2 protein-coding genes are annotated in these 20,408 nt (G+C 72.0%); both read left to right on the top strand.

Annotation, left to right across the window (positions count from 1 at the left end; genetic code table 11):
- The first annotated feature begins 88 nt into the window (after window positions 1-88).
- Complete coding sequence (locus tag ACFXB5_RS24720) at window positions 89-4,957, top strand: type I polyketide synthase (RefSeq protein WP_385211565.1); 4,869 nt, start codon at window positions 89-91, stop codon at window positions 4,955-4,957.
- 80 nt (window positions 4,958-5,037) lie between these two features.
- A partial coding sequence (locus ACFXB5_RS24715) for a type I polyketide synthase (protein WP_385211563.1) occupies window positions 5,038-20,408 on the top strand: 15,371 nt, incomplete at its 3' end.

The following is a 20,408-nucleotide window of genomic DNA, read 5'->3' as shown; positions in this document are numbered from 1 at the left end:
CGCGCGGCCCGGGCTCGACTCCCCCGCCCGCGACCCGGCCGTCACCCCCCCGCCGCGGGTGCCCGCGGCCGAGCCGAGGGCCGTTGCCGTGGACGATGACCCGATCGCGATCGTCGCGATGAGCTGCCACTTCCCCGGGGATGTCCATACCCCGGAGGAGCTGTGGCGGCTGGTCGCCGAGGGTGGCGACGCCATCGCCGAGTTCCCCGCCGACCGCGGCTGGGACCTCGACGGGCTGTACGACCCCGACCCCGAGCGGTTCGGCACGTCCTACGCACGCGAGGGCGGCTTCCTCTACGGCGCCCCCGACTTCGACGCGGGGTTCTTCGGGATCTCGCCGCGCGAGGCGCTGGCCATGGACCCGCAGCAGCGGCTGCTGCTGGAGACCTCGTGGGAGGCGTTCGAGGGGGCCGGTATCGCTCCGGAGTCGCTGCGGGGCACCCGGGCGGGTGTGTTCGTCGGAACGAACGGCCAGGACTACGCCGGGTTGTGGATGGACGAACAGGGTGACCTCGAAGGCCACTTGGGCACGGGGAGCGCGGCCAGCGTGGCGTCGGGGCGCATCTCCTACACCTTCGGTCTCGAGGGACCCGCGGTGACGGTGGACACCGCGTGCTCCTCGTCGCTCGTGGCACTCCACATGGCCATGCAGGCGCTGCGCCAGGGCGAGTGTGATCTGGCCCTGGCCGGTGGTGTGTCGGTGATGTCGACACCGAGCGCCTTCGTGGAGTTCAGCCGTCAGCGTGGACTCGCTCCCGACGGTCGGTGCAAGCCGTTCTCCGATGATGCGGATGGCACCGGGTGGGGCGAGGGCGTGGGCATGCTGCTCGTGGAGCGGCTGTCGGACGCCCGCCGCAACGGCCACCCAGTGCTGGCGGTGGTGCGTGGCAGCGCCATCAACCAGGACGGCGCGTCGAACGGTCTGACGGCGCCGAACGGCCCCTCGCAGCAGCGGGTGATCCGGCAGGCGCTCGCCAGCGCCGGGCTGTCGGCCGCCGAGGTGGACGCGGTCGAGGCGCATGGCACCGGCACCATGCTCGGTGACCCGATCGAGGCGCAGGCGCTGCTGGCGACGTACGGCCAGGACCGGGCGGAGGGAAGCCCGCTGTGGTTGGGGGCCATCAAGTCGAACATCGGTCATACGCAGGCCGCCGCGGGTGTGGCGGGTGTGATCAAGATGGTGATGGCGATGCGGCACGGTGTGCTGCCGAAGACGCTGCATGTGGGTGAGCCGTCGCGGCAGGTGGACTGGTCGGCGGGTGAGGTGCGGCTGCTGACCGAGACGACCGCGTGGCCGGAGACGGACCGACCGCGCCGGGCGGGTATCTCCTCGTTCGGACTGAGCGGCACCAATGCGCATACCATCATCGAACAGGCCCCCGCTGTGGCGGAGTCCGAGGTCTCGGATCCCGCGACCCCCGGAACGGCCGGGGCGATGGACATGGTGCCGTGGCTGGTCTCCGGGAAGAGCCCGGAGGCGTTGCGGGCCCAGGCCGACCGGCTGCACGCGCATGTGGCGGCCCGGGTCGACCTCGGGGCGCTGGACGTGGGGTACTCGCTGGCGGCCCGCTCGGTGTTCGAGCACCGGGCCGTGCTGGTCGGCGAGGACCGGGAGGACCTGCTGCGCGGTCTCGAGGCCGTGGCCGGGCGCGGTATCGCCTCCGGCGTCGTCCAGGGGCAGGCGGTACCGGGCGGCAAGACGGCGTTCCTGTTCTCGGGTCAGGGTGCGCAGCGCCTGGGCATGGGGCGGGAGTTGTACGAGGCGTTCCCGGTGTTCGCTCAGGCACTGGACGGGGTGTGTGCGCACCTCGACCTCCTGCTGGACCGCCCGCTGCGTGAGGTGATGTTCGCGGCCGAGGGCAGTGCGGACGCCGGGCTGCTGGATCAGACGGCGTTCACCCAGCCCGCGCTGTTCGCCATCGAGGTGGCGCTGTTCCGGCTGCTGGAGCACTTCGGCGTCACCCCGGATGTGGTGATCGGTCACTCCATCGGTGAGATCGCGGCGGCGCATGTGGCCGGGGTGTTCTCGCTGGAGGACGCGTGCACGCTGATCGCGGCCCGCGGCCGGCTGATGCAGGCGCTGCCGGAGGGCGGCGCGATGGTGGCCATCCAGGCATCCGAGGAGGAGGTCGCCGCCTCACTCGCCGGGCGCGAGCACGAGATGAGCATCGCGGCGGTCAACGGTCCGTCGGCGGTGGTGATCGCGGGCCATGCGGCCGGGGTCCAGGAGGTGGCGGACACATGGACGGCGAAGGGGACAAAGACTAGGCGTTTGCGGGTCTCTCATGCGTTTCACTCTTGCCTCATGGACAGTATGTTGGACGCGTTCGGCCACGTGGTCCGTGAGGTCTCTTTTGAACCGCCGACCATGGCGCTGGTGTCCAATGTCACCGGTGGGCTGGTATCGGAGGCGGAGACGTGTTCTCCGGAGTATTGGGTTCGGCATGTGCGTGAGGCGGTCCGGTTCGCGGATGGGGTACGTTCGCTTAAGGCGTTGGGTGTGACCAGGTTCTTGGAAGTGGGTCCCGATGGTGTGCTCACCGCGATGGCACAGGACTGCCTCGCGGACGGCGCCGAAGAAACTTCAGCGGCAATGCTGGTTCCTGTGCTGCGCAAGCAGCGCCCCGAGGCAGGGGCGTTGGTGACGGCGCTGGCCGAATTGCATGCGCACGGTGGCGCGGTGAACTGGGAATCGGTATTCGCGGACCGCGGTGCGGGCCATGTGCAGTTGCCCACATACGCGTTCCAGCATGAGCGGTTCTGGCCGGAGACATCCGCGGCCGGTGGCGGCCGGGATGCCGGTTCGACCGCCGCGGATTCGGTGGACGCGCGATTCTGGGAAGCGGTCGAGCGCGAGGATCTCGAAGCGCTCGCCGAGGCGCTAGACGTCGATGGCAATGCGCCGCTCAGTACGGTCCTGCCCGCGCTGTCCGCATATCACCGGAGCAACCGCGAGCAGTCGACGATCGACGGCTGGCGCTACCGGGTGTCGTGGAAGCCGGTCGCGGACGTGACCGGCGGGTCGTTGTCGGGGACGTGGCTGGCGGTGGTTCCGGCGTCGCGTGCCGAGGACGAGCTGGTGGCAGGCGTTGTCTCCGGGCTCGAGCGGCATGGCGCGGATGTGGTGTCGCTGGTGGTGGATGAGCACCACCTTGACGCCGAGGCCCTGGCGGAGCGGCTGCGTGCGGTGGTCGCGGAGGTGCCCGAGCTGGGTGGTGTGTTGTCGCTGCTCGCTCTGGACGAGGAGCCCTGCCCGGAGTACCCCGCGCTGTCCGGCGGCTTCGCCTCCACGCTGACGCTGGTGCAGGCGTTGGTGGAGGTGGGCGCCGAGGCCCCGCTGTGGTGTGCCTCGCGCGGCGCGGTGTCGGTGGGGCGTTCGGACCGGCTCGCCGGTGTGACGCAGTCGCAGGTGTGGGGTCTGGGCCGGGTCGTGGGGCTGGAGCACTCCGAGGTGTGGGGTGGTCTGGTCGATCTGCCCGAGGTGCTGGACGAGCGGGCCGTGGGCCGGTTGGTGGGTGTGCTGTCCGCCGGGAGCGATGAGGACCAGATCGCCGTGCGCGGTTCCGGGGTGTTCGCCCGGCGCCTGGTGAGGGCCGAAGCCGGCGCTGCTGAGGGTGGCGAGCGGTCGTGGCGAGTCGGCGGTTCGGTGCTGGTGACCGGCGGCACGGGCGCGCTGGGTGCTCGGATCGCGCGATGGGCGGTGGGCCAGGGGGCCGAGCATCTGGTGCTGACGAGCCGTCGCGGTCCTGACGCGCCGGGGGCGGCCGAGCTGAGTGCGGAGCTCGAAGCCCTGGGCGCCCGGGTGACCGTGGTGGGCTGTGATGTGGCCGACCGTGAGCAGCTGGCCGCAGTGCTGGGCGCCGTTCCGGAGGAGTTCCCGCTGCGGGCCGTCTTCCACGCGGCGGGTGTGGAGCAGGCGGCCGAGCTGGTGGGGATGGGTCTGGCGGACGCGGCGTCGGTGGTGTCGGGGAAGGCTGCGGGAGCCGACCACCTGGACGCGCTGCTGGGCGACAGTGAGCTGGACGCGTTCGTGGTCTTCTCGTCGATCGCCGGTGTGTGGGGCAGTGGTGGCCAGGCCGCGTACGGCGCGGCCAACGCCTATCTGGACGCGCTGGTGGAGGACCGCCGTGCCCGGGGCCTCGCCGGTACCGCCGTGGCCTGGGGCCCCTGGGCCGAGGGCGGTATGGCGGCCGGCGACGGCGGCGACCAGCTGGCGCGTCGTGGCCTGCCCGCGATGGCGCCCGGTCTGGCGATCGCCGCGCTGCAGGGTGCGGTCGCGGGTGACGAAGGTCTGGTGACGGTCGCCGATGTGGACTGGGAGCGATTCGCCCCGGCGTTCACGATCGGACGGCCCAGCCCGCTCATCGGCGAACTGCCCGAGGTCGTATCGGCCCTGGAGCAGGCCCGTGCCGCCGAGGAGACCCATGCGGAGGCCGGATCGCGCCTGCGGGAACGGCTTCTCGCGCTGGCCCCGGGCGAGCGGGAGCGCGCCGTCCTCGACCTGGTGCGCGGTCACGCGGCCGCGGTTCTCGGATTCTCCGGTATGGAGGGCGTGGAATCCGACCGCGCCTTCAAGGAATTGGGATTCGACTCGCTCACGGCGGTAGAATTCCGAAACCGGCTGAACGCGGACACCGGACTCCGGCTGCCGACCACGCTGGTCTTCGACTATCCCAACGCGAGGACTCTCGCAGAACACGTACGAGCGGGCGTACTGCCCGACGAAGGGACTTCCGCCACTCCGCTGATCGCGGATCTGGAAAAACTCGAGGCATCACTCTCCACGGCTGAGCCGGACAGTGCCGAGCGAATGGCCATCGCATCCCGACTCCAAGTACTCCTCGCCAGGCTGAATGGCGACGAGGGCGGAGCGAAGGACGCTGAGAGCATTACGCAGCGGCTTGACGGGGCGTCCGACGACGATCTCTTCGATTTCATCGAAAATGAGCTCAGCTAAATGTGACCTGCGAGGTGCAGTTCTCTGGCCTCCTTTCATTCTTCAGTCTTCTTTGACTCGTAATAGGCAAGGTTTTCATGGTGAACGAAGATAGGCTTCGAGATTACCTCAAGCGGGTAACAGCAGATCTGCACCAAGCGCGCCAACGCCTGCGCGAGCTGGAGGCGGGAGAGCAGGAACCCATCGCGATCGTGGCGATGAGCTGCCGTTTCCCGGGTGGTGTGGGGAGCCCCGAGGACCTGTGGCGGCTGGTGGCCGGCGGTGGCGATGCCATCTCCGACTTCCCATCCGACCGTGGGTGGGACGTGGACGGGATGTATGACCCCGACCCCGAGAGCTCGGGCACGTTCTACGCCCGTGAGGGTGGCTTCCTGCACGACGCGGGCGAGTTCGACGCGGGCTTCTTCGGGATCTCGCCGCGCGAGGCGCTTGCCATGGATCCGCAGCAGCGGTTGCTGCTGGAGACCTCATGGGAGGCGTTCGAGCGTGCGGGCATCGCTCCGGGGTCGGTGAAGGGCCGTCGGGGCGGTGTCTTCGTGGGAGCCTCGACCTCGGGCTACGGGACGGATGTCGACGAGCTCCCGGAGGAAGTCGAAGGCCATTTGCTGACGGGCACCTCGACGTCCGTCGTATCAGGCCGTATCGCGTACACCTTCGGTCTCGAGGGGCCCGCGGTGACGGTGGACACGGCGTGTTCCTCGTCGCTGGTGGCGCTCCATCTCGCGGCGCAGGCGCTGCGCCAGGGTGAGTGTGACCTGGCGCTGGCCGGCGGCGTCACGGTGATGACCAGCCCCACCGCCTTCGTGGAGTTCAGCCGGCAGCGTGGACTGGCACCCGATGGCCGGTGCAAGCCGTACGCGGACACGGCGGATGGCACGGGCTGGTCTGAGGGCGTTGGCATGCTGCTGGTGGAGCGGCTGTCCGACGCGCGGAGGAACGGCCACCCGGTGCTGGCGGTCGTGCGTGGCTCCGCGGTCAACCAGGACGGCGCGTCCAACGGTCTGACGGCGCCGAACGGCCCCTCGCAGCAGCGGGTCATCCGGGACGCCCTGTCGAGCGCCCGGCTGGCCCCGTCCGACGTGGACGTGGTGGAGGGGCACGGGACCGGTACATCCCTGGGCGACCCGATCGAGGCGCAGGCCCTGCTGGCCACCTACGGCCAGGAGCGGCCGGAGGGCCGCCCGCTCTGGCTGGGCGCACTCAAGTCGAACATCGGTCACACCCAGGCCGCCGCCGGTGTCGCGGGTGTCATCAAGATGGTGATGGCGATGCGGCACGGGGTGCTGCCGCAGACGCTGCACGTGGGTGAGCCCTCGCGGCAGGTGGATTGGTCGGCGGGCGAGGTGCGGCTGCTGACGGAGGCCACCGAGTGGCCGGAGACGGGTCAGCCGCGCCGGGCCGGTGTGTCGGCGTTCGGTGTGAGCGGTACCAACGCGCACACCATCATCGAGCAGGCCCCGGCGGCCGAGGACGAGGCCGAGGCGAGCCCGGTTTCCGACGGTGACACCGGTGTGGCCACGTGGCTGCTGTCGGGTCGTGACTCGGACGCTCTGCGGGCCCAGGCCGCCCGGCTCAAGGCGTTCCTGCTGGAGCGGGCCGAGCTGAGCGCGCTGGACGTCGGTCATTCGCTGGTGGCCACACGGTCGATGTTCGAGCATCGCGCGGTGGTGTCCGGTGAGAACCACACGGAACTTCTCGCCGGGCTCGAAGCCATCGCCGCGGGCGAGGTCGCTCCCGGTGTGCTCCAGGGCGTGGCGGGGACGGCCGTCAAGACGGCGTTCCTCTTCTCCGGCCAGGGCGCGCAGCGCCTTGGGATGGGCCGGGAGCTGTATGACGGCTTCCCCGTGTTCGCCCAGGCGCTGGACGAGGTGTGTGCGCACCTGGATGTGGTGCTGGACCGTCCGTTGCGGGAGGTGGTGTTCGCGGCGGAGGGGAGCGCGGACGCCGGGCTTCTGGATCAGACGGCGTTCACCCAGCCCGCGCTGTTCGCCATCGAGGTGGCGCTGTTCCGGCTCCTGGAGCACTTCGGCGTCACCCCGGATGTCCTCATCGGCCACTCCATCGGCGAGATCGCCGCGGCCCATGTGGCCGGGGTGCTCTCCCTGGAGGACGCGTGCACCCTGGTGGCCGCTCGCGGCCGGCTGATGCAGGCGCTGCCCGAAGGCGGCGCCATGGTCGCGGTGCAGGCGTCGGAGGAGGAGATCTCCGGATCGCTCGCCGGTCGTGAGGCCGAGGTGAGCATCGCCGCGGTCAACGGCCCGACCTCCGTGGTCATCGCCGGTGACGAGGCCGCCGTGCTGGAGATCGCCGCCCAGTGGTCGGAACAAGGGCGCAAGACCAGTCGGCTGAAGGTCAGCCACGCCTTCCACTCCCCGCGCATGGACGCGATGCTGGATGACTTCCGCCGTGTCGTGCGGGGGCTGTCCTTCCAGACCCCCACCCTGGCCCTGGTCTCCAACATCACGGGAGAGCCGGTCGGGGCCGACGAGATCAGCTCGCCGGACTACTGGGTGCGGCATGTGCGCGAGGCCGTGCGCTTCGCCGACGGCATTCGCTCCCTCGATGCCCAGGGCGTCACCGCCTACCTGGAGGTGGGCCCCGATGGTGTGCTCTCGGCGATGGCGCGGGACTGCCTGACGGCCGAGTCGGCGTCGGCCCCGGTCGTGGTGCCCGTTCTGCGCAAGGGACGCCCTGACGCACAGGCTCTGATGGCCGCGCTGACCGAGGCCCATGTCCACGGTGTGACGGTCAACTGGGAGCAGGTCTTCGACGGGCGGGGCGCCCGCAAGGTCGAGCTGCCGACGTACCCCTTCCAGCGTCAGCGCTACTGGCTGGAGGGCACGAGCACGGTGTCCGGCGGTTCCGCCGCGGACAGTGTGGACGCGCGGTTCTGGGACGCGGTGGAGCGCGAGGACCTGGCGGCGCTGGCGGCGGCGCTGGAGGTCGATGGCGATGGCTCGCTCGGCGAGCTGCTGCCCGCGCTGTCCTCGTACCGCCGTCAGCAGCGTGACCGGGCCACGGTCGACGGCTGGCGGTACCGCATCTCGTGGAAGCCGGTCTCGGAGACCCCCGCGGCCGCCCTCTCGGGGACCTGGCTCGTGGCCGTCCCCGCCTCCGGCATCGATGACACATTCGTGGAGTCGGCGTGCGCCGCTCTCCAGCGGCACGGTGCCGATGTCGTTCGTGTGGTCGCGGACGAGGACGACCTCGCCCCCGGCGTGCTGACCGGGCGGCTGCGCGACATCGCCGCCGACCTGCCCGGGATCGGCGGTGTGCTGTCCCTGGTGGGCGTGGACGAGCGGCCCTGCACCGGACAGCCGGTAGTCCCCCGCGGCCTCGCGCTGACGCTGACGCTGGTGCGGGCCCTGGCCGAGGCGGACATCGAGACCCGGCTGTGGTGCGGCACCCGGGGGGCCGTTGCGGTGGGCCGCTCCGACCAGCTCACCAGCACCCCGCAAGCGGAGATCTGGGGCCTTGGCCGGGTGGCGGCCATGGAGCACCCGCGGATCTGGGGCGGACTCGTCGATCTGCCGGAGACGCTGGACGAGCGCGCCGCCGCGCGACTGGCCTGGGCGCTGTCCGCCGAAGGCGGCGAGGACCAGGTGGCGGTGCGCGGATCCGGAGCGTACGCCCGGCGCCTCTCCCGCGTCACGGTGGGCAACGAGTCGGCGGAGCGCGCGTGGCGGCCCCGTGGCTCGGTGCTGATCACCGGTGGCACCGGCGCCCTGGGCGCCCATGTGGCGCGCTGGGCCGTGCGCGAGGGCGCCGAACACGTGGTGCTGACCAGCCGTCGGGGCCCGGCGGCCGAGGGCGCCTCCGAGCTCAAGGCGGAGCTCGAGGAACTGGGCGCCCAGGTGACCGTGGCGGCCTGCGACGCCGCCGACCGGGACGCCCTCGCCGCGGTGCTGGCTGCCATCCCGGAGGATTACCCGCTCAGCGCCGTCGTACACGCGGCGGGCATTCTGGACGACGGTGTGCTGGACGGCCTGACCGTCGACCAGCTCGCCGAGACGCTGACCGCGAAGGTGGAGGGCGCGCGGCAGCTGCACGAGCTGACCGAGGGCCTGCCGCTCGACGCGTTCGTGCTGTTCTCCTCGTTCGCCGGCGTCGTCGGCAGCGCGGGCCAGGGCGCCTACGCGGCGGCCAACGCCTACTTGGACGCGCTGGCACAGCAGCGCCGGGCCCAGGGCCTGGCCGCCACCGCGGTCGCCTGGGGCCCGTGGGCCGACGGCGGCATGGCCGCGAGCGGCCGTGCCGGGGAGCGGTTCCGCGGAGGGCCGCTGCCCCCCATGGCCCCCTCGCTCGCCGTGGACCTGCTGCGCTGGGCAGTGGGCCACGACGAGGCCGCGCTGGTCGTGGCCGACATCGACTGGACCGGCATGGCCTCGACGCTGAGCGCGGGCCCCAGCGCCCTCGTCAGCGACATCCCCGAGGCGCGTGAGCTCCTGACCGCCGCGGGCGGAGCCGCCGCCGAGGCAGGGGCGGGCCACGACCTGCGGGAACAACTGGCCGGACAGCCGGACGCGGAACAGCGCGCCCTCCTGCTGGACCTCATACGCACCCACGCGGCCGCGGTCCTCGGCCACTTCTCCGCGGAGTCCGTCGAGCCCGGCCGGGCCTTCCGGGACCACGGGTTCGACTCACTCACCGCGATCGAGCTGCGCAACCGGCTCGACATGGCCACCGGCCTGCGCCTGCCCGCGACCCTCGTCTTCGACTACCCCACCGCCGAGGTGCTCGCCGATCACCTGTGGGCGGAACTGGCCGGGTCCCACGCCGAAGCGGCCCTCTCGACGATGTCGCACGGGGTGCGGCCCGAAGACGACGACCCCATCGCGATCGTGGCGATGAGCTGCCGCTTCCCCGGTGGCGTCGAGACCCCGCAGGACCTGTGGCGACTCCTGGCCGAGGGCGGCGACGGCATCGCCGGGTTCCCCGGCGACCGTGGCTGGGACGTCGAGGGGATGTACCACCCGGACCCCGAGCACCCGGGCACGTTCTACGCCCGAGAGGGCGGCTTCCTCTACGGGGCGCCGCAGTTCGACCCCGGGTTCTTCGGGATCTCGCCGCGCGAGGCGATCGCGATGGACCCGCAACAGCGGCTGCTGCTGGAGACGTCGTGGGAGGCGTTCGAGAACGCGGGCGTCAAACCGGCCTCGCTGCGTGGCACCCGGACCGGTGTGTTCGTCGGCACCAACGGCCAGGACTACTCCACGATCATGCTCGACGCGCCCGAGGACTTCGCGGGCCATGTGGGCACGGGCAGCGCGGCCAGTGTGGTGTCCGGGCGCATCTCGTACACGTTCGGCCTCGAGGGGCCGGCCATGACGGTGGACACGGCGTGTTCCTCGTCGCTGGTGGCGCTGCATCTCGCGGCACAGGCGCTGCGCCAGGGCGAGTGCGATCTGGCGCTGGCCGGTGGTGTGTCGGTGATGTCGACACCGGGTGCCTTTGTGGAGTTCAGCCGCCAGCGCGGCCTGGCCCCCGACGGCCGCTGCAAGCCGTTCGCCGAGGGTGCGGACGGCACGGGCTGGTCCGAGGGCGTGGGCATGCTGCTCGTCGAGCGGCTGTCGGACGCCCGGCGCAATGGCCACCAGGTGCTGGCGGTCGTGCGGGGCTCCGCCGTGAACCAGGATGGTGCGTCGAACGGTCTGACGGCGCCGAACGGCCCCTCGCAGCAGCGGGTCATCCGACAGGCGCTGGCCAGCGCCGGGCTGTCGGCCGCCGAGGTGGACGCGGTGGAGGCGCACGGCACCGGTACGACGCTGGGTGACCCGATCGAGGCGCAGGCGCTGCTCGCGACCTACGGTCAGGACCGCCCGGAGGGCCGCCCGCTGTGGCTGGGCGCCATCAAGTCCAACATCGGCCATACGCAGGCCGCCGCGGGCGTGGCCGGGGTCATCAAGATGGTGATGGCCATGCGCGCGGGCCTGCTGCCGCAGACGCTGCATGTGAACGAGCCGTCGCGGCAGGTGGATTGGTCGGCGGGTGAGGTGCGGCTGCTGACCGAGGCCACCGCGTGGCCGGAGACGGGACAGCCGCGCCGGGCGGGTATCTCCTCGTTCGGGCTGAGCGGCACCAACGCGCACACCATCCTCGAACAGGCTCCTGACCTGGAAGAGGCCGTGGCCGCGCAGGCGGCCGGGCCCGAGACGTCGGTGTCGGCGGCCGTGGTGCCGTGGCTGGTTTCCGGGCAGAGCCGGGAGGCGCTGCGGGCGCAGGCCGAGCGGCTGTACGGGCATGTGGCGGCGCGGGAAGACGTCGGAGTGCTGGACGTCGGACACACGCTGGCGTCCAGGTCGGTGTTCGAGCACCGGGCCGTGCTGGTGGGTGAGGACCGGGAGACCCTGCTGCGTGGCCTGCGGGCCGTCGCGGAGGGCGGAATCGCCTCGGGAGTCGCCCAGGGGCAGGCCGTAACGGGTGGAAAGTCGGCGTTCCTGTTCTCGGGTCAGGGCGCGCAGCGCCTTGGCATGGGGCGGGAGTTGTACGAGGCGTTCCCGGTGTTCGCCCGTGCTCTGGACGAGGTGTGTGCGCACCTGGACGTGGTGCTGGATCGTCCGCTGCGGGATGTGGTGTTCGCGGCGGAGGGGAGCGCGGACGCCGACCTGCTGGACCAGACGGGCTTCACCCAGCCCGCGCTCTTTGCCATCGAGGTGGCACTCTTCCGGCTGTTGGAGCACTGGGGCGTCACCCCGGATGTGCTGATAGGTCACTCCATCGGTGAGATCGCCGCCGCCCATGTGGCCGGGGTGTTCTCGCTGGAGGACGCCTGCACGCTGGTGGCTGCTCGTGGCCGCCTCATGCAGGCGCTGCCCGAGGGCGGGGCGATGGTCGCCATCGAGGCGTCCGAGGAAGAGCTCGCGGCGTCGCTCGTCGGCCGTGAGGCCGAGGTGAGCGTCGCCGCCGTCAACGGCCCGACGGCCGTGGTCATCGCGGGCGATGAGGCGGCGGCGCTGGAGATCGCCGGGCAGTGGGCGGAGCAGGGTCGTAAGACCCGTCGGCTGAAGGTCAGTCACGCGTTCCACTCGCCACGTATGGACGCGATGCTGGACGACTTCCGTGACGTCGTCACGGGCCTGTCCTTCCAGGCACCGTCCATCGGCCTGGTCTCGAATGTGACGGGCGAGGCGGCGAACGCGGATGACGTGTGCTCGCCCGAGTACTGGGTGCGGCATGTGCGCGAGGCCGTGCGGTTCGCGGACGGCATGCGGGCACTCAACGCCCAGGGCGTCACCAGGTTCCTGGAGATCGGCCCCGACGGTGTGCTGTCCGCGATGGCGCGGGACTGCCTGACCGCGGAGGAGGCTTCGGCCTCGGCCGTGGTGCCGGTGCTGCGCAAGGACCGCCCCGAGACCCAGGCGCTGATGACCGCGCTGGCCGAACTTCACGTCCACGGTGGCTCGGTGGAGTGGGAGTCCGTCTTCGCCGGGCGCGGCGCGCGGATGGTGGAGCTGCCGACGTACGCCTTCCAGCGCGAGCGGTACTGGCCCGAGGTGTCCCTCTCCCTGAACGGATGGGGCACACCGGGCGCCGTGGACTCGGTGGACGCGCGGTTCTGGGAGGTGGTGGAGCGCCAGGACCTGGAGTCGCTGGCGGGGGCCCGGGGGGTGGACAGCCGGGGGCGCCTGAGCCGGGTGGTGCCCCCCCGGGGCGGGGATCACCGCAGCACTCGTGACCAGTCGACCATCGATGGCTGGCGTTACCGGGTGTCGTGGAAGCCGATTTCCGAGGCGGCCGACGGCTCGCTGTCGGGGACGTGGCTGGTGGTGGTTCCGGCGTCCCGCGCCGAGGACGAGCTGGTCTCGGGGGTCGTTGCCGGGCTCGAACGACATGGCGCGGGTGTGGTGTCGCTCGTGCTGGACGAGCGCGACCTCGACACGGATGTGCTGGCCGAGCGGCTGCGTGAGGCGGCCGCGGAGGCGCCGGAGCTGGGTGGTGTGCTGTCGCTGCTCGCTCTGGACGAGGCACCCTGCCCGGAGCACCCGGCGCTGTCGGGCGGTGTCGCCCTGACGCTGTCCCTGGTACGGGCCATGGTCGACGCTGGTGTCGAGACCTCGCTGTGGAGCGGAACGCGTGGTGCCGTGTCGGTGGGCCGTTCCGAGCGGCTCACCAGCCCGGCGCAGGCGATGGTCTGGGCGCTGGGCCGGACGGCCGCGCTGGAACTGTCGCCGCTGTGGGGCGGTCTGATCGATCTGCCCGAGTCGTTGGATGAGCGCGCGGTGGCGCGGCTGGCCGGTGTGCTGTCCGCCGAGGGCGGCGAGGACCAGGTCGCGGTGCGCGGCTCCGGTGTCTTCGTACGCCGACTGGTGCGGTCGGCCGCGGCCGTCGGCGAGGACACGTCGTGGCGGGCGCGTGGCACGGTGCTGGTGACCGGTGGCACGGGCGCGCTGGGTGGTCAGGTGGCGCGCTGGCTGGCGCGTAGCGGTGCCGAGCACTTGGTGCTGACGAGCCGTCGCGGTCCTGACGCGCCGGGGGCGGTCGAGCTGAGTGCGGAGCTCGAAGCCCTGGGCGCCCGGGTGACCGTGGCGGCCTGTGATGTGGCCGACCGTGAGCAGCTGGCCGCGGTGCTGGACGCCGTTCCGGAGGAGTACCCGCTGACGGCGGTGGTCCACGCGGCGGGCGCCAATGGGGTGGGGCTGCTGGCCGAGACCGGGTTGGCCGACGCCGCCGCGGTGGTCTCCGGCAAGGTGGCGGGCGCCGTCAACCTGAATGAGCTGCTGGGCGACCGGGCGCTCGACGCGTTCGTGGTCTTCTCCTCGATCGCCGGGGTATGGGGCAGTGGTGGCCAGGCCGCGTACGGTGCGGCCAACGCCTACCTGGACGCCATGGTGGAGGAGCGTCGCGGGCGGGGTCTCGCCGGAACCGCTGTCGCCTGGGGCCCCTGGGCCGAGGGCGGTATGGCGGCCGGAGACGACGGCTTGGCCCGCCGCGGTCTGCCCGCGATGGCGCCCGCTCTGGCGATCTCCGCTCTGCAGGGTGCGGTCGCGGGTGACGACGGTGTGGTGACGGTCGCCGATGTGGACTGGGAGCGATTCGCCCCCGCGTTCACCATGGGGCGGCCGAGCCCGCTCATCGGTGAACTGCCCGAGGTCGAGCGTGCGCTGGCGAGCGCCGGAAACACCGAAGGCGCCGGCACCGGCTCGGCACTGCGGGAGCGCCTGACGGGGCTCACCGAGGCCGAGATCGACCGGACCCTGCTCGACCTGGTGCGCGCCCACGCCGCCGCGGTCCTCGGCTTCTCCGGTGCGGAGGCGGTCGAGCCCGCGCGTGCGTTCAAGGAGCTGGGCTTCGACTCGCTCACGGCGGTGGAGTTCCGTAACCGGCTGAACGCGGAGACCGGGCTGGCGCTGCCGGCCACGTTGGTCTTCGACTACCCGAGCGCCACGGTGCTGGCCGGCCATCTGCGTGCCGAGGTGCTGGGGACACAGGGCGCGGTGGCCACGCCGTCGGCGGTGCTGGCCCCGGTCGATGACGACCCGATCGCGATCGTCGGGATGAGCTGCCGCTTCCCCGGCGGTGTGCGCAGCCCGGAGGAGCTGTGGAACCTCGTCGCGGCCGGTACGGACGCCATCACGGACTTCCCCTCCGACCGCGGGTGGGACGTCGACGGGATGTACGACCCCGACCCCGAGAGCTTGGGCACGTTCTACGCCCGTGAGGGTGGATTCCTCGACGGGGCGAGTGAGTTCGACGCGGCGTTCTTCGGGATCTCGCCGCGTGAGGCGCTGGCCATGGACCCGCAGCAGCGGCTGCTGCTGGAGACGTCCTGGGAGGCGTTCGAGCGGGCCGGTATCGACCCGGCGTCCGTGCGCGGCAACCAGATCGGTGTCTACGTCGGCGCCGCGACCTCCGGCTACGGAATGGGCCTGCACGAGATCCCCGAGGGGCTCGAAGGGCAGCTGCTGACCGGCAGCGCCACCTCCGTCGTGTCGGGCCGCGTCTCCTACACCCTGGGTCTGGAAGGGCCCGCGCTGACGGTGGACACCGCGTGCTCGTCGTCGCTGGTGGCCCTGCACCAGGCCGCGCAGGCGGTGCGCCAGGGCGAGTGCTCCATGGCGCTCGCCGGTGGCGTCACCGTGATGACCAGCCCGGCCGCCTTCGTGGAGTTCAGCCGCCAGCGCGGCCTCGCCCCCGACGGCCGGTGCAAGCCGTTCGCGGACGCCGCGGACGGCACGGGCTGGTCCGAGGGCGTCGGCATGCTCCTCGTGGAGCGGCTGTCGGACGCCCGCTGCAACGGCCACCAGGTGCTGGCCATCGTGCGGGGCTCCGCCGTGAACCAGGACGGTGCGAGCAACGGTCTGACGGCGCCGAACGGCCCCTCGCAGCAGCGGGTCATCCGCCAGGCCCTCGCCAACGCCCAACTGTCGCCCGCCGACGTCCAGGTGATCGAGGCGCACGGCACCGGTACGACGCTGGGTGACCCGATCGAGGCGCAGGCGCTGCTGGCCACCTACGGCCAGGAGCGCCCGGAGGACCTGCCGCTCTGGCTGGGCTCGATCAAGTCGAACATCGGTCACACCCAGGCCGCGGCCGGTGTCGCCGGTGTCATCAAGATGGTGATGGCCATGCGGCACGGTGTGTTGCCGCAGACGCTGCACGTGGACGAGCCGTCGCGCGAGGTGGACTGGTCGGCGGGTGAGGTGCGGCTGCTGACCGAGGCCGCCGCATGGCCCGAGACCGAGCAGCCGCGCCGGGCGGGTATCTCCGCCTTCGGTGTGAGCGGCACCAACGCGCACACCATCATCGAACAGGCCCCGGTCCAGGACGAGGCGGAGCCCGCCCCGGCCCCCGTTGACGACCACGGCATGGCCCCCTGGGCGCTCTCCGCCCGGAGCCCGGAAGCCTTGCGCGCCCAGGCTGGGCGGCTGCGAGCCCACCTTTCCGAGGGGGCCGAGTCCGGTGTGCTGGACATCGCCGAATCGCTGGTCGCCACGCGATCGGTGTTCGAGCACCGTGCGGTGCTGCTGGGCACCGACCGTGAGGCGCTGCTGCGTGGCCTGGAGACCGTCGCAGCCGGGGACGACGCCCCCGGCATCGTCCAGGGGCAGGCGGTCAAGGCCGGAAAGACCGCGTTCCTGTTCACCGGCCAGGGTGCGCAGCGCCTGGGTATGGGCCGGGAGCTGTACGACGCCTTCCCGGTGTTCGCCCGTGCGCTGGACGAGGTGTGTGCGCGCCTGGACGTGGTGCTGGACCGTCCGCTGCGCGAGGTGATGTTCGCGGAAGACGGCAGTGCGGAAGCCGCACTGCTCGACCAGACGGCCTTCACTCAGCCCGCGCTCTTTGCCATCGAGGTGGCACTCTTCCGGCTGTTGGAGCACTGGGGCGTCACCCCGGATGTGCTGATAGGTCACTCCATCGGTGAGATCGCCGCCGCCCATGTGGCCGGGGTGTTCTCGCTGGAGGACGCGTGCACGCTGGTGGCCGCCCGAGGCCGACTGATGCAGGCGCTGCCCGAGGGCGGGGCCATGGTCGCCGTCGAGGCGTCGGAGGAGGAGATCGCCGGTTCGCTCGCCGGTCGTGCGGCCGAGCTGAGCGTCGCCGCCGTCAACGGCCCGACCGCCGTGGTCATCGCCGGTGACGAGGAAGCGGCGCTGGAGATCGCCGCCCAGTGGGCGGAGCAGGGTCGCAAGACCCGGCGCCTGCGCGTCAGCCACGCCTTCCACTCCCCGCACATGGACGCCATGCTGGACGGCTTCCGCGCCGTCGCGGAGACGCTCACCTACCACGGCCCGTCCACCGCGTTCATCTCGAACGTCACGGGTGAGCAGGCCGGTGCCGAAGAGGTGTGCTCGCCGGAGTACTGGGTGCGGCACGTGCGCGAGACCGTCCGCTTCCTCAACGGGGTGCGGACCCTCGAAGCCCAGGGCGTCACCACCTACATCGAGGTGGGCCCCGACGGTGTGCTGTCCGCGATGGCCCAGGACTGCCTGACCGAACCGGTCGACGACATCGCGGCCGACGACACACCGGCCCCCCTGCTGGTCCCGGTGCTGCGCAAGGACCGTCCCGAGACGCAGGCGCTCGTCGCGGCCCTCGCCGAAGCACACGTCCACGGCGAAACCGTCGACTGGCGGGCCTTCTTCGCCGGACGCGGCGCCCGCCGGGTGGACCTGCCCACCTACGCGTTCCAGCACCAGCGCTACTGGCTGGAGTCCGGCACCGCGGCGGGAGACGCCGCCGCCTTCGGCCTCGACCCCGCCGATCACCCGCTGCTGGGCGGAGCGGTCCCCGTCGCGGGCACCGACAGCCTGGTCTTCACCGGAACGCTCTCGCTGCACACCCAGCCCTGGCTGGCGGACCATGTCCTGCGCGGCGAGGCGGTCCTGGCCACCACGGCCCTCGTCGAACTGGCGATTCGCGCCGGTGACGAGGTCGGCCTCGGCCATGTGGAAGAGCTCGTCAGCCAGGCGCCGCTGGTCCTCCCCCGAGGGAGCGGAGTCCAGATTCAGCTCGTCCTGGGCGAAGAGGACGAGTTCGGCACCCGCTCGCTGGAGATGTACTCGCGCGTGGCCGAGCCGGCGGACGAGGACGAGGACGAGTGGATCTGCCACGCCAGCGGTGTGCTCGCCCCCGAGCCGGACGATCTCGCCACCGCCGAAGGAGCGGTGCGCTTCGCCTCCGCCGCATGGCCCCCGCCCGGCGCCGAGCGCGTCGAGGTGGACGGCCTGTACGACCTGCTCGCCGAAAGCGGCCTCGTCTACGGACCTTCCTTCCGTGGCCTGCGAGCGGTGTGGCAGCGCGATGACGAGGTGTTCGCCGAGATCAGCCTGGCCGAGGAGTCCGTTGCGGAGGCCGAGCGGTTCGGGCTGCACCCGGCCCTTCTGGACGCGGCGTTGCAGCCGCTCGGCCTCGGAGTGCTGGACGGCGTGGGGCGCGGCCGCCTCCTGTTCAGTCTGGCCGGGGTGTCGCTGTACGCGTCCGGCGCCTCCGAGCTGCGTGTCCGGCTCGCCCGTACGGGCCCGGAGACCCTCTCCCTGGCCGCGGTCGACGGAGCCGGCGAGGCCGTGGTCTCCGCCGACATGTTGACGCTGCGCCAGGTCGCCACGGACCAGCCGGAGCTCCCGGCGCCGGAGACGACCGAGACCCTGCCGGAGCCCGCCGTCTCGCCCGAGGCGAGCGCCGACGCTCCGGCGGCCACCGAATCCCCCGTGGCCACCGAAACCCCTGCTGAGGAGACCACTGCCATGCCGCCTGCCCGTCGACGCAGGACCGCACGGCGCACCGCCCAGCGGGGCGGCCCGGAGGCCGGGCCGCTCGCATCGCTGAGGGAGCGCTTGGCCGGGCTCTCCGAGCCCGAGCAGGACCGCGTGCTGCTCGAGATAATCCGCACGCATGTCGCGGCGGTGCTCGGACACGACTCCGCCGACCAGGTCCAGGGCTCGCAGGCGTTCAAGGACATCGGCTTCAGCTCGCTGACCGCCGTCGAGTTCCGTAACCGGGTGAGCAAGGCCATTGGCCTGCGCCTCCCGGCGACCGCCGTGTTCGACTACCCGACCCCCGTCGAACTGGCGAAGTTCGCCCGTGCCGAGGTCCTCGGCACGCTGACCGGGGCGCGGCAGCCGGCGCCGGTCGCGGTGGCGGACAGCGACGAGCCGATCGTGATCGTGGGGATGAGCTGCCGCTATCCCGGAGGGGTGGCCACCCCGGAGGATCTGTGGGATCTCGTCGCCCAGGGCCGGGACGGCATCTCGCCCTTCCCGACGGACCGCGGCTGGGACGTGGAGAACCTCTACGACCCGGACCCGGACGAGCCCGGCAAGTGCTACACGCAGGAAGGCGGCTTCCTGCACGGCGCCAGCCAGTTCGACCCGGCGTTCTTCGGGATCTCGCCGCGTGAGGCGATCGCGATGGACCCGCAGCACCGTCTGCTGCTGGAAACCTCGTGGGAGGCGCTGGAGCGCGCCGGTATCGACCCGCTCTCGGCGAAGGGCACCCAGACCGGCGTCTTCGCCGGCACGACGTACCAGGACTACGGCGGTGTCCTCGCCGGATCCCAGGAGGCAGTCGAGGGCCTCGTCGGCACCGGTGTCTCGCCGAGCGTGCTCTCGGGCCGTATCTCCTACACCCTGGGCCTCGAAGGGCCCGCCATGACGGTGGACACCGCATGCTCGTCGTCGCTGGTCGCCCTGCACCTCGCATGGCAGGCACTGCGCCAGGGCGAGTGCTCGCTGGCTCTCGCCGGTGGTGTGACGGTGATGTCCACCCCGATGTCGCTGGTCGAGTTCAGCCGGCAGCGCGCCCTCGCCTCCGACGGCCGCAGCAAGCCGTTCTCGGCCGCCGCGGACGGCGCGAGCTGGGCCGAAGGCGTCGGCATGCTCGTCCTCGAGCGGCTGTCGGACGCTCGCCGCAACGGGCACCCGGTGCTCGCCGTGGTGCGGGGCAGCGCGGTGAACCAGGACGGTGCGAGTAACGGTCTGACGGCGCCCAACGGCCCCTCGCAGCAGCGGGTCATCCGGCAGGCGCTGGCGAACGCTCGCCTGTCGGCCGCCGAGGTCGACGCGGTGGAGGCGCACGGCACCGGCACCTCGCTGGGCGACCCGATCGAGGCGCAGGCGCTGCTGGCCACCTACGGCCAGGGGCGCCCCGAGGGCGAGCCGCTGTGGCTGGGCGCCATCAAGTCGAACATCGGCCACTCGCAGGCGGCCGCGGGCGTTGGCGGCATCATCAAGATGGTGATGGCGATGCGTCACGGTGTGCTGCCGAAGACGCTGCACCTCGACGAGCCTTCGCCGCACGTGGACTGGACGGAGGGCGACGTCGAGCTGCTGGCCGAGGCCAGGCCGTGGCCCGAGACCGGGCATCCGCGGCGTGCGGGTGTGTCGGCGTTCGGCATGAGTGGCACCAATGTGCACACCATCCTGGAGCAGGCTCCGGAGGTCGAGGCGGCCGAGGTCGCCGAGGCCGAGGTCGCCGATGGCCCGGTGACGTGGGTCGTGGCGGGCAAGAGCAACGACGCGGTGCGGTCCCAGGCCGAGCAGCTGCGGGAGTTCGTGGCCGAGCGTCCGGAGCTGCGTGCCGCCGATGTGGCGCACTCCCTCGCGACGACCAGGTCCGCGTTCCAGTACCGGGCCGCGGTGACCGGGACCGGCCGAGAGGAACTCCTCGAGCGCCTGGGAGCGTTGGCCCAGGGTGCCAAGGCACCGGGCGTGGTCCGAGCGAGCGCCGTCGAGGCACCGGGCCGTTCGGTGTTCGTCTTCCCCGGCCAGGGGGCGCAGTGGGTCGGCATGGCGGTGGGCTTGCTGGAGTCCTCGCCGGTGTTCGCGGAGGCGATCGGCGAGTGTGAGACGGCCCTGTCCGCTTACGTGGACTGGTCGTTGACCGATGTGCTGCGCGGTGTCGAGGGTGCTCCCGGTTTCGACCGGGTGGATGTGGTGCAGCCGGTGTTGTTCGCGGTGATGGTGTCGCTGGCGAAGCTGTGGCGTTCGGTGGGTGTCGAGCCGGATGCCGTGAT

Origin of the sequence: Streptomyces sp. NPDC059455 (assembly GCF_042750115.1) — a bacterium.
Classification (GTDB): domain Bacteria; phylum Actinomycetota; class Actinomycetes; order Streptomycetales; family Streptomycetaceae; genus Streptomyces; species Streptomyces endocoffeicus.
Note: the sequence above shows the minus strand (reverse complement) of the source record. Positions and strands in the feature narration are given on the sequence as shown.